Below are 12,947 nucleotides of genomic sequence, written 5' to 3' on the forward strand. Positions count from 1 at the left end.
AAATACTACTTTCAAAAAAAGGCTTTTCAGAAAATACATTTTATAATATCATCTGCTTTAATTGCTTTATGATATTTATATGTGTCTATCTGGGAGGATATTTATTCTAATTATTTCCTTCTCTCTACAAAAAAGCGTTTCATCAAATCGGCAGCTTCATTGGCCATCACTCCGGAAACCACAGTTGTTTTTGGGTGTAATTGGGTACCCATGGTCATGAAACCCCGATGTTCATCGCGAGCACCAAAAACAATTTTTGAAATCTGACTCCAATACAAAGCCCCAGCACACATTTGGCAAGGTTCGAGGGTAACATATAACGTACAGTCTTTGAGGTATTTTCCACCTAAGAAATTGGCTGCAGCGGTTATCGCCTGCATTTCTGCATGAGCCGTAACGTCATTTAATAATTCGGTCAGATTATGGCTTCTTGCAATAATTTTATCGGCAACTACAATGATTGCTCCAACAGGAATTTCGCCTTTTTCAAAAGCCATTTCAGCTTCCTGCAAAGCTTTTTTCATAAAATATTCGTCGGTGAAGGGATTTATCATAAGTGCAAAAATAGTTTTTTTGAAATAATTTCCCCTGAGTTAAAGTCAAGAAAGCGTTAATCAAAACTTAGCTTTTTCCATAGAAGTTAGTTCAATAAAATTAATCGCCTCATCAATAGCGATTTTTTGAGGCAATTAACGTTATTAATTGCCTCATTTCTATAAAACTCCCCTATTTAAAGTTCGTGCTAAACATTCAAAAAACAATAATTAAATTTAAAACCGTAAATTTGCTTTTTACCTTACAATGAAAAGCAACTTACTCTCCAACATATACAATTCCGCTGATTTACGCTTATTAACTGAAGCGCAGCTTTCTCAGGTTGCACAGGAATTACGCGATTTTATTATTGATGTTGTTTCGGTTAAAGAAGGGCATTTAGGCTCCAGTCTGGGTGTAATCGAATTGACCATTGCACTGCATTATGTGTTTAATACTCCTGACGATTTATTGGTTTGGGATGTTGGACATCAGGCTTACGGACATAAAATCCTAACCGAAAGAAGGGAAATTTTTCATACGAACAGACAGCTTGAAGGTATTTCCGGTTTTCCAAAAAGAAGCGAAAGTATTTACGACACCTTTGGCGTAGGGCATTCCTCGACTTCTATTTCGGCGGCGCTTGGAATGGCCATTGCTTCAAAACTAAAAGGCGATTTCGACAAACAGCATATAGCCGTAATTGGTGATGCGTCGATTGCTTCAGGAATGGCTTTTGAAGGTTTAAATCATGCCGGGGTTACGGATGCTAATCTTTTGGTCATTCTAAACGACAACGCTATCGGGATTGACCCAAGCGTAGGGGCTTTGAAAAAATATTTAACAGCTGTTAAAAACGGGAAAAATCCGAAACAGAATAACATCATCAAGTCGTTAAACTTCGATTATTCGGGACCAATTGACGGTCACGATCTTCCTGCCTTAATCAAAGAACTTAATCGTTTAAAAAAGATAAAAGGGCCTAAATTTCTACATATTGTAACCACAAAAGGAAAAGGTTTACAGCAGGCAGAAGAAAATCAGGTAAAATATCATGCTCCGGGAAAATTTGATGCTTCAACCGGAGAACTTTATTCCAAATCAGAAGAAAATTTACCTCCTAAATATCAGGACGTTTTTGGTCTGACGATTTTAGATTTAGCCAAAAAGAACGAAAAAATCATCGGAATCACTCCGGCAATGCCATCCGGAAGTTCTCTTAAATTTATGATGGATGAAATTCCGGAACGCGCTTTTGATGTGGGAATAGCCGAACAGCATGCGGTAACACTTGCTGCGGGAATGGTCACGCAGGGAATGACGGTCTATTGCAATATTTATTCGACTTTTTTACAGCGTGCTTACGATCAGGTCATTCATGATGTTGCACTGCAAAACTTACCCGTTATCTTTTGTCTGGATCGTGCAGGCTTGGTAGGCGAAGACGGTGCGACACATCATGGTGTTTTTGACATTGCTTATTTGCGTGCGATTCCGAACCTGATTATTTATGCTCCCCTCAACGAAATTGCCTTGCAGAATATTTTATATACGGCACAATTGGGATTGAATCATCCCATCGCCATTCGATATCCAAGAGGCCGCGGCGTGATATCAAATTGGGAAGTAGAAAATTTCGGACATTATAAAAAAATTGAAATTGGCCCCGCAACCTGCTTAAAAAAAGGAACAAAAACAGCTGTTTTGTCTACCGGAACAATTGGAAATAATGTGATCGAAGCAATAAACGAATCTCACAATTCTGCAACCATTGCCCACTACGATTTCCCTTTCATTAAACCACTAGACACCAGTGTTTTAATTGATATTTTAGCAGGTTTTGAGAGGATAATTACGGTCGAAGACGGTACTGTAAACGGTGGTTTTGGAAGCGCCATTTTAGAGTTTGCAGCCTCACATAATTTCAAAAATACCATCGAAGTTTTGGGTATTCCGGACACGTTTATAGAGCATGGAACAGTTAATCAGTTACAACAATTGTGTAAAATTGACGTTAAAAGTTTAATAAATCTTTTTTCAAACGATACAAAATAATTATTTTGCGCTGTCAAAAAATAAAATCACAATGAAATTATTGCGTTCTACCCTTTTGCTTTTGCTGCTTTTGTGTACTTCAAATAACTTTGCTCAAATTATACAAACGACTTTGGATCCTGGCGAATTACCTGCTCCACCATCAAACTGGACCAAAAAAAATCAACTGGGCTTTGACATTTCCGAAATTGCTTTTGTGAACTGGAGTGCGGGGGGAACAAGCTCGATTTCCGGACTTTTTAAAGGTGAATTTAACCGAACTTATATTAGAGGAAATCACAAATGGGCCAATGAACTTATTATAAAATACGGTCTAAACCAGCAAGACGGTACCGAACTCCGAAAGACTGATGATGCTTTTCTATTCAATTCGACTTATGGCTTTAGAAAAGATACAATCTCAAATTGGTACTACTCGGCCAAATTCAATTTCAATACTCAATTTACTGATGGATACAATTACCCCAACAAGGATGTTGCGATCTCTAAACCTTTTGCACCTGCCTATGTCTTTCTGGGAGCAGGAGCTGAAAATTCTAATAAAAAGAAAAACCGAACCCTATATTTCTCTCCAATAACCTTAAAAACCACTTTGGTTCTGGATCAGGCTTTAGCAAATCAAGGATCTTTTGGTGTGCGAAAAGCGACTTACATAGTAGATCCAATGGATCCGAATTCTAAAATTTTAGTTGAAAACGGGCAGAAGGTAAAAGCTGAATTTGGTATTCTGCTTACCGGATACATGAAAACCGAGATTTACAAAAACATCTTCTACGAAAACCGATTGAGTTTGTATACCGATTATCTAAACAAATTTGGAAACGTTGACGTAGATTATGATACCCGTCTGGACCTTGTAGTAAATGCTTATGTAAAAGCAAATATTGGCGTACACCTGGTGTACGATGATGATATCAAAACCAAAAAAGACTTTTGGGATCCTGCTACCGGAGCGACTTCGCAAGTTAACAACGGACCAAGAGCCCAGCTAAGACAAGTCTTAGGCGTGGGTCTCGTATATGCTTTTCAATAAAATATTAAAACGTTGGAGTAATTCATTTTAACGCATAGAATCTATGTTTCTATCTGCTAAATTTTCTTGTCAATTACACTCTACAACTTAGTGTGTTATTTATTTTTTCTGCCATTTATGGTTTCAAACAACTCCAGTGCATTCCCGTCTGTTAGCAAAGAAACGTAATGACAGATATGCAACAAACGTTCGTATAAATTGGTTTTCTCTAAGTGATGTTTTTCAGGCAGCATTTTCAAAAGCAGTTTATCGTAGTTTGAAGCAGTTCCTTCGTATTTGTTGTTGAAAGCAGTTATAAATTTATCCAACAGGGTTTGAATAATCTGATAGCCTACAATTTCTTTTTCAACGACCTCACGGCTTTGGTAGATTTTATCAACACTTAGTTTGATAATATCATCCATTTGCGCTTTGTATTTACTCTTATCTGTTAAAGCAAAAGGAAATTTCCCGGCCAAAATAGCTTCTTCATTTTCAACAAAAACATTTACAGCATCATTTATCAATGTTCCGATAGCCAAGGCACGTAAATAACTAATTCGGTCTTCTTTTGTTGTTAAAGTCTTGTATTTGGCTACTCCTATGTTATCTTTCACCAGTTTGATTAAGTATTCTAAGGCATAATCTTCTGAGACCAATCCCAGATTTATACCGTCTTCAAAGTCAATAATGGTATAGCAGATATCATCGGCTGCTTCCACCAAATAGGCCAAAGGATGTCTTTCGAAACCAATATCGTCTCCTGTTTTATTGACAATCATGCCCATATCCTTAGCAACTTCTTCAAAAAAAGATTTGTCGCTCTGAAAGAAACCGTATTTTTTGTCAGCGATATTTTGGGTAGGCTTTTTAGGCAAACTTTCTTTCGGATATTTCATAAAAGCGCCAAGGGTAGCATAGGAAATTCGAAGTCCTCCCTCAATTCCCGGGCGACTTGCCGTAAGCACCGAAAACCCATTGGCATTTCCCTCGAAATCAATTAAATCCTGCCACTGTTTTGGCGTTAACTGGTCTTTGTATTTTAAACCGTTTCCGATCGAAAAATACTCTCCAATTGCTTTTTCTCCTGAATGTCCAAAGGGAGGGTTTCCTATATCATGCGCCAGAGAAGCCGCAGCTACTATAGCGCCAAAATCGTTCATATGATACCCGTGAACTTCTTTTAGATGAGGATATTTTTCGATGATTTTTTTTCCAACCAAACGCCCTAGTGAACGTCCAACTACCGAAACTTCTAAACTGTGTGTCAATCTGGTATGCACAAAATCGGTTTTCGAAAGCGGAATAACTTGCGTTTTATCCTGTAAAGAGCGAAATGCTGCCGAAAAGATTATTCTGTCATAATCAACTTCAAAACCCAAGCGGGTATCGTCCTGTTCTACACGTAATCTTTTGCTGGTATCGCCTTGGCGTTTGAGTGATAAAAGTTGTTCCCAGTTCATTTTCAAATTTAGGTTTCAGATTTTAGATTTTAGATTTTCCGATCTAAACGTCAAAAATACGTTTTATTTTAGGATTTAATAGAATAAAAGAGGCCACAGATTAATTTGATTTAAAAGATTAAATACTTTATTCGCCACGAATTCACGAATTAATCTAAACGAAATAATTAGGGGAATCTGTGGCAAAAAATCCAACAATCAATTTAAAAAAAATCTGTAAAATCTGTGGCAAAACCAAACCACCAGCATCAAAACTCCAGCGCAGTACTGTGTTTGATTTCTCCCATTACAAAAATACTGTTAGTATTACCGATGTTTTCAATCGTTGACAATTTGTTCATCACAAAATCCTGGTAACTGGCCATGTCCTGAACCAGAATCTTGAGCATAAAATCATAATCACCGGCGATATTATAACATTCTATAATTTCGGGAAGAGCTACAATATCTTTTACAAAATTGCTCCCTACATTTCTGGCATGTTCTTTTAAACGCACATTACAAAAAACAGTCATTCCGCGATTCATTTTTTTCTTGTCCAGCAACGCTACATATTTAGTGATATATCCGTCACGTTCCAGTCTTTTTATACGCTCATAAACGGGAGTCACGGTTAAAAATAATTTACTCGCCAGGTCTTTTGTATTGATGTTAGAGTTTTCCTGCAGGTATTTCAGGATCAACAAATCGGTTTTATCTAAGTCTTCCATAGTTTTTTTTACGGCTAAAGTTATTCTTACAATAAATAATCAGTAATATAATCTTTAAAACATCCTTTTTAAAACACATTTTACTGAAATAATCTTCAAATATAAGTTATAAAAACCAATACAATACATTTGTACCGTAAAAAATACTGAATCAAAAATGAAAACAAACAACTTAGGATACCCAAGAATTGGTAGCAACAGAGAACTAAAAAAAGCCAGTGAGTTGTACTGGGCAGGGAAAATTTCTGCAGATGAATTAATCGAAACCGGAAAAGACATTCGTCGAAAAAACTGGCAGTTACAAGCTGAAGCCGGAGTAGATTTGATTCCGTCTAATGATTTTTCGTTTTATGATCAGGTTTTGGATCTAACTCTTACGGTTGGTGCAATTCCGGAACGTTACCACGAGCTGGCAAAAACAAACACTTCAATCGATTTGTATTTTGCTATGGCAAGAGGTGCACAAAAAGACGGTCAGGATGTTGTAGCTATGGAAATGACCAAATGGTTCGATACCAACTACCATTATATTGTTCCTGAGTTCACAAAAAATCAAAAATTTGAATTGTTTTCGGAGAAGATTATCAATGAATTTAAGGAAGCAAATGCCTTGCAGATTGCTACAAAACCTGTACTAATCGGACCTGTTTCTTATTTGCTTTTAGGAAAAGAAAAAGAAGAAGGTTTTCACCGCATTGATCTTATCGACAAACTGCTTCCTGTGTATTTTGAGATTTTCGAAAAACTACAAGAAGAGGGTGCTGAGTATATTCAGCTCGACGAACCTTTCCTGGCGTTAAACTTAACAGATAAGGAAAGAAGTACCTTCACAAAAGTATACAACGAAATCCACCAAAATTTCCCTAAAATTAAAATCGTTTTGGCGAACTATTTTGATTGTTTTGGAGAAAATCTGGCCACAGCTTTAGCTCTTCCGGTGGATACTTTTCATTTGGATTTAGTGCGCTGCCCTTCTCAATTAGATGACATTTTAGAATCAGGTCAATTGGCTCCTACCGCGAATCTTTCCTTAGGTGTGATTGACGGAAGAAACATCTGGAAAAATGATTTCAGAAATTCTCTGGAACTAATCAAAAAAGCTACTGCTGCTTTGGGAGAAAACAGAATTCTGGTTGCCCCATCCTGCTCGTTAATTCACAGTCCGTGTGATTTAGATTTAGAAACCAATGATGCAACACTGACTCCTGAAATCAAACAATGGCTTGCTTTTGCCAAACAAAAAATCAATGAAGTCGTTTTGTTGAAACAATTCGCTTCTAATGAAATTGACGTTAAAAACTCTATTGATTATGAACAAAATGTGATTGCCAACAACAACCGTAAAACATCTGCATTAATTCATAATGACGAAGTGAAAACTCGTGTTGCCGGAATTACAGCTTCGGATGACCAACGTAAAAGCACTTTTGCTGTTCGAAGAAAAAGTCAGATTGAAGCTTTAAACCTGCCTTTATTCCCGACCACCACCATTGGATCTTTTCCTCAAACTGCTGAAGTGAGAAGCTGGAGAGCGAAATTTAAAAAAGGAGAATTAACAACAGAACAATACAACGATTTAATCGAAAAAGAAACTGAAGCTACGATTCGTTTTCAGGAAGAAACAGGAATTGACGTTCTGGTTCACGGAGAATTCGAGCGTAATGACATGGTGGAATACTTTGGAGAACAATTGTCCGGTTTTACTTTTACAAAAAATGGCTGGGTACAGAGTTACGGAAGCCGTTGCGTGAAACCTCCCGTTATTTACGGCGATGTTTCAAGACCAAACCCTATGACGGTAAAATGGTCGCAATACGCACAATCTCTGACGCCAAAATGGGTAAAAGGAATGCTTACCGGACCGGTTACTATTTTGCAATGGTCTTTTGTACGTAACGATCAGCCTCGTTCTGTGACCTGTACGCAGATTGCTTTAGCCATTCGTGATGAAGTTGTTGATCTGGAAAAAGCCGGAATCAAAATCATTCAGATTGATGAGCCTGCCATTCGCGAAGGTCTTCCTTTACGAAAAGAGGAATGGGCCAATTACCTGGATTGGGCTGTAAAAGCATTCCGTATTTCTGCAAGTGGTGTTAACGACGATACGCAAATTCACACCCACATGTGTTACAGCGAATTCAACGATATTATCCAAAATATTGCCGATATGGATGCCGACGTGATCACGATTGAATGCTCGCGCTCGCAAATGGAACTTTTAGATGCTTTTGCCAACTTTAAATATCCAAACGAAATTGGACCGGGAGTTTACGACATTCACTCTCCACGTGTCCCTTCAAGTACCGAAATGGTTCATTTGTTAGAAAAAGCAGCTGCGGTTATTCCTGCGGATCAATTGTGGGTAAATCCTGATTGCGGCTTAAAAACCCGTCATTGGGACGAAACCAAAAAGGCTTTGATCGAGATGGTTAACGCAGCCCAGGAAATGAGAGCAGCAGTTGAAAACACCGCTACTTTTTAATTTTATTTGAATATATTTTGTTTTTTTAGTGCCAACTGGCGAAGCCGAAACTCTTGTAGTTTTGATTTTTTTCGACTTCGCTATTGTTGGCATTTTTTTTTAGCAGCAGAAGATTTTTTCTCAAAAGACCTTCAGTCCCGCTATCCGTTATATCTTTTATGGCGAACCCCGCCACAAAAGGATATCACTTCTATCGGGGCTAAACAACAAACTTTAATTTTCATAAGATAGTCCGTAAACAAAAAAAGCACCCGCCGTGGCGGATGCTTTTCTGAAATTGAATACTATTTAAGATTAGAAGTTTTTAGAAACTCCAATGTTAAATGTTCTACCAAAATTAAAATTGAAGTTTTTAACTTCTGGTCCATTGTTATCATAGTTTAAAGTGTTGTACCCTAAACCACCAATGTTAAAGTTTAAACCAAAACCTTTTTTCATGTCGATGAAAAGAGCTGGTGTAATACCAATGTACATACCGTCAGCTTTAGCAGTTGAAGTCATTGGTCCAGTGTACGTTTTGTCTTTTGCACTTTGAAAACCTGTTCCTAATTCAGCGAAGAAAGCGAAAGTTTGGTTTAATGGCATAGTGTAACGTAAAAATGCACCTAATTTAGTAGTGTTGTTTTTCACTTCATTTACTCCTTGCTCAGTTTTGCTAGAACCAAAAGAAGCCTCACCCCCTACAGTCCAGTTGTCGTGAAATTGGTAACCTACTTTTGGAGAAAAATCAAATTCATTCGTTTTAACCTCATTGTTTCCTAAAGTTCTGGTTTGAGAAGTGTAACCAATACCACCACCAACTAAGATTGTTCCTTTTTGTGCGTTTGCAAAGCTAACCATAGCTAATGCAAGAACCACCAACATTTTTTTCATTATAAATTATTTTAAATTTGATATCCCTTTAACAAGAACGATGCCGTAACGACTGGCTTTTATATTTTTTTTATGATTTCTTTAAAAGATAAAAATGTAGTAATCGAGCGTATTTCTGTTTACTTTTGTAGCAAATAAAAAGTCATGTCGATAGCAGTAAACAACATATCAAAAAGTTACGGAACCCAAAAAGCGCTAAATGAAATTTCATTCTCTATTGAAAAAGGAGAAATCGTCGGATTTTTGGGTCCAAACGGCGCAGGAAAATCTACATTAATGAAAATTTTGACGACCTATTTACTGGCAGATAATGGCTCAGCCCTTGTAAACGGTCATGATGTCATGACGGACGCAAAGGGAGTTCAACGTTCTATTGGCTATTTACCGGAACATAATCCGTTGTATCTGGATTTGTATGTTCGTGAATATTTGGCTTTTAATGCCGATGTTTATCAGGTTCCGAAATCAAGAATTGAAGAAGTCATACAACTGACAGGGCTGTCAGGTGAAAGTCATAAAAAAATAGGACAGCTCTCTAAAGGATACCGCCAGCGTGTGGGACTTGCCAATGCTTTATTGCACAATCCGGAGGTTTTAATTCTGGACGAACCCACTACCGGACTGGATCCTAACCAGTTAATGGAAATTCGAAATGTGATCAAAAATGTAGGGAAAGATAAAACCGTTTTTCTGTCTACTCATATCATGCAGGAAGTCGAAGCCATCTGCGATCGTGTCATTATTATTGACAAAGGACAAATTGTTGCCGACAAAAAATTAGACCATCTGGTATCTGAAAATGCAGAGCAAGTGATCGAAGTAGAATTTGATTATCAGGTAGAAGAACAGCTTTTGGCTAAACTTAAAAATATTACGGCCTACAAGAACACACACGATATGACTTGGGAACTAACTTTTGTTTCTGAAAAAGACATGCGTCCGGCTATTTTTGATTTTGCCAATGAAAATGGTTTAAAAACATTACAACTGAACCAGAAAAATAAAAATCTCGAAGCCGTTTTCAGAGAAATTACAAAGTAGGGATTCCAACCTTACTTCATTTTAAAATAAAAACCAATTTGTTCTATTATAGAATAAGTTGGTTTTTCTGCTTTTATTCCTCTCCTCATTTTCCATTTTCTTAAACTCTGTGAAGTCTTGTTTTCACAGGCATTTTCTTCAAATTTTCAATATTTTCCCAGGTTTTATACTTTTCCCTCAAAACAGTAACCCTTCAATATCAATGCTTTACATTATTTGTCGTAAATTTTAACTATATTTATTTAGACTTATTATAAATAGTGTTATATTTGACAACTGAAACTTCAAATAATCACTCATGTTTTCAATACTCCTTCCTATAAAAGCCTCGATATATAAGCTCTCAAACCGATTGACACTTCTTCAAAATACACTTTCTGATAAACTCGAACAGCTCGTTCTGCAATAGCATACAGCTTCTGTACCTAAAATCAAAAATTACTTTACCCCCATCATTCCAAAATACCATGAAGAATATTATAACATCTATTGTACTTGCCTTTTCAGTCTACGGATATTCGCAGACAGAAAAAGGAAGAGACAGCATTGTCGAAACTTCGATTAATGCTTTAGATGAAATTGTAATCACAAAAAAGAAGGTTTTATATACTCAGAAATCAGATCGACTGGTTTTTAATGTAGAAAACAGCATTGTTTCTGAAGGCGGCACTGCTTTAGATGTTTTATCCCGTGCTCCGGGCGTTGTCGTTTCTCAGGACGGCGAATTATCGATCCGTCGACAACAAGGTGTCGGAGTGATGATTAATGGCAAGTTAACACAGCTTTCACAAAAGGAACTCGCGAATTATTTAAAGTCAACTACCTCATCCAATATCAAACAAATTGAAGTGATTACGAATCCTTCTTCTAAATATGATGCGACCGGTAAAGCCGGAATTATTAATATTATTTTAAAGAAACCTAATGCAGGCGGACTTAAAGGAACGGTATTCACCAATTACGGAAGAGCCCGTAAGAACAGAACCAATTCCGGTGTTAACTTAAGTTACAACAAAGATAAATTTGGCGTTTACGGAAACTACAGTTACACCTTTAGAGGTGAGGAAGAACGTAAAGAATTCGATCAGATTCAATATACTGACAACACACGTCAAACTATTTCGACAAAAAACCATCAGACCTCGGTTACAGACGAACCGCTGACTTCTAATAATTTTAAAATTGGAACTACCTATGAAGTTTCTCCTAAAACGAATTTAGAAGTTTATGTTGATGCCAAACTGGGGCGTTACGAGAACATCGCTAACGGTAGAAATACATTGCTAAACACTTCAAATCAGGTACAATTTGATGCTTTGACCTTCAACGACAGTAAAGAAAAGTGGAATGATTATACGTATGGCTTTTCTGGAGTTCATAAATTTAATACCGAGGGCAAAAACATGTCTTTTGATTTGGAATATGAAACGTCAAAATTCAGATCGAATCAGTTTCAGAGTGCAAAAAATACAGATCCTGCTATTGCTACTAACATTAATGACCGCAGGGGTTTTATTCCGTCGCAATTGAGTGTTTTTACAGGAAAAATTGATTTTGTCAATCCGTTAAAGGAAAAGCAGTCTATCGAATGGGGTGCTAAAGCCAGCGTTAAAAACAATGACAATCCATCGGTTTACGAGTATTACGACAATAATCAATGGATCGTTGATCCTAACTCCACCAATCATTTTGAGTACAAAGAACAAATTTATGCTGCCTATGCCAATTACAAATACCAACTGGAAAATTTAAATATTCAGGGAGGGTTAAGAACGGAATATACTGCGATTGAGATACTACAAAAAACCTTAAATGAAACTCATAAAGACGATTATTTAAAATGGTTTCCAAGTGTTTCTTTGAAATATGAGCTAAGCAACGACCATTCTTTGCACGCCTCCTACAGTAAAAGAATCAACAGACCGAGTCAGTTTGATTTGAATCCGTTTCGTTTTTACGATGATTCTTTTAATTACTCACAGGGAAATCCAAATTTGGTTCCGGAGATTACTCATTCGACAGAAATTGGATACGCCTGGAAAAGTGCTTTTATGGCTTCGTTGTATTTCAGTAAAACCAAAGATGTTTTTACAGAGGTTTACGATTACAATCCCGCCAACAACACTACCGTAACTTCCCAAATTAACGTGAGCAAATCCTTTAATTATGGTGCAAATATCACCAACACAGCCGAAATTTACAAATGGTGGTCGGTGAATACGCTATTCAACATTTTCGAAAATAAGTTCATGGGAAATGTAGTGAATACGGATAAAATTGATCCTATTGTTACTTTAAATCTAAGTGTACAGAACTCCTTTACGATCAGCGAGAGCCTAAAAGCTGAAGCTAACGCACAATATCAATCCAGATCGAATCTTGGTATTTATGAAAGAGATGCTTTTTTTGATTTTAGTATTGGAATCTCGAAACAGGTACTGGCAAAGAAAGGAAGTATCAAATTTAATATTACGGACATTTTTAATACCAATAATTTTCACATCAATTCAGTCATAGCTCAAACGAGCATCAATAAAAGATATGATCTGGACAACCGTATTGCTACTATAGCGTTTACGTACAGAATTTAATATTTGGATCTTTAGTTTCCTTGTTTTTGTTTTTTTTTGAATGAAAGAGCCTGTTTGTAGTTAGCAGGCTCTTTTTGTTTTTGGGGTTAACCGCAAAGCAAGTATAGTATTTTTGCTCGCAGAGACGCAAAGGTTAATTTACTGGTGCTTAACATCTTGCTGAGATTATTTATCCTGCAGTATACT

The 12,947-nt window shown here is 36.9% G+C and carries 9 protein-coding genes; 5 read left to right on the forward strand and 4 right to left on the reverse strand.

The window, feature by feature from the left end; all coding sequences use genetic code 11:
- Positions 1 to 110 precede the first annotated feature (110 nt).
- A complete protein-coding gene (locus C245_RS0114155) occupies positions 111 to 554 on the reverse strand; it encodes a nucleoside deaminase (RefSeq protein ID WP_017497260.1) in 444 nt (147 codons plus the stop codon).
- 247 nt (positions 555 to 801) lie between these two features.
- On the opposite strand from C245_RS0114155, the gene C245_RS0114160 reads away from it, so the two are divergent.
- Together C245_RS0114160 and C245_RS0114165 are read left to right on the forward strand one after the other, a co-directional pair.
- Positions 802 to 2,589, forward strand: coding sequence for a 1-deoxy-D-xylulose-5-phosphate synthase (locus C245_RS0114160; protein WP_017497261.1), 1,788 nt, complete (start codon positions 802 to 804; stop codon positions 2,587 to 2,589).
- Between the two features lie 31 nt (positions 2,590 to 2,620).
- Positions 2,621 to 3,622: a DUF3078 domain-containing protein gene (locus C245_RS0114165; protein ID WP_017497262.1), complete on the forward strand. Its 1,002-nt coding sequence runs from the start codon at positions 2,621 to 2,623 to the stop codon at positions 3,620 to 3,622.
- 95 nt (positions 3,623 to 3,717) lie between these two features.
- Here C245_RS0114165 and C245_RS0114170 read toward each other — a convergent pair whose 3' ends face one another.
- Together C245_RS0114170 and C245_RS0114175 are read right to left on the reverse strand one after the other, a co-directional pair.
- Entirely contained in the window at positions 3,718 to 5,064 is a 1,347-nt protein-coding gene (locus C245_RS0114170; RefSeq protein ID WP_017497263.1) for a deoxyguanosinetriphosphate triphosphohydrolase, read from the reverse strand.
- A gap of 248 nt (positions 5,065 to 5,312) precedes the next feature.
- Complete coding sequence (locus C245_RS0114175) at positions 5,313 to 5,774, reverse strand: Lrp/AsnC family transcriptional regulator (protein ID WP_017497264.1); 462 nt, start codon at positions 5,772 to 5,774, stop codon at positions 5,313 to 5,315.
- Between the two features lie 157 nt (positions 5,775 to 5,931).
- On the opposite strand from C245_RS0114175, the gene metE reads away from it, so the two are divergent.
- Positions 5,932 to 8,256 (forward strand): 5-methyltetrahydropteroyltriglutamate--homocysteine S-methyltransferase, encoded by a 2,325-nt coding sequence (metE, locus tag C245_RS0114180; RefSeq protein ID WP_017497265.1) that lies wholly within the window; start codon positions 5,932 to 5,934, stop codon positions 8,254 to 8,256.
- A gap of 294 nt (positions 8,257 to 8,550) precedes the next feature.
- Here metE and C245_RS0114190 read toward each other — a convergent pair whose 3' ends face one another.
- The gene (locus tag C245_RS0114190; protein WP_017497267.1) at positions 8,551 to 9,129 is read right to left on the reverse strand and encodes an outer membrane beta-barrel protein; all 579 of its coding nucleotides are present in this window, start codon (positions 9,127 to 9,129) and stop codon (positions 8,551 to 8,553) included.
- 144 nt (positions 9,130 to 9,273) lie between these two features.
- Between C245_RS0114190 and gldA the strand changes: the two genes are divergently transcribed.
- The gene (gene gldA, locus C245_RS0114195) at positions 9,274 to 10,170 is read left to right on the forward strand and encodes a gliding motility-associated ABC transporter ATP-binding subunit GldA (RefSeq protein ID WP_017497268.1); all 897 of its coding nucleotides are present in this window, start codon (positions 9,274 to 9,276) and stop codon (positions 10,168 to 10,170) included.
- Between the two features lie 467 nt (positions 10,171 to 10,637).
- Entirely contained in the window at positions 10,638 to 12,761 is a 2,124-nt protein-coding gene (locus tag C245_RS0114200) for an outer membrane beta-barrel family protein (protein WP_017497269.1), read from the forward strand.
- Positions 12,762 to 12,947: the final 186 nt, after the last annotated feature.

The organism is Flavobacterium sp. WG21 (assembly GCF_000335775.1).
GTDB classification, from domain to species: domain Bacteria; phylum Bacteroidota; class Bacteroidia; order Flavobacteriales; family Flavobacteriaceae; genus Flavobacterium; species Flavobacterium tructae.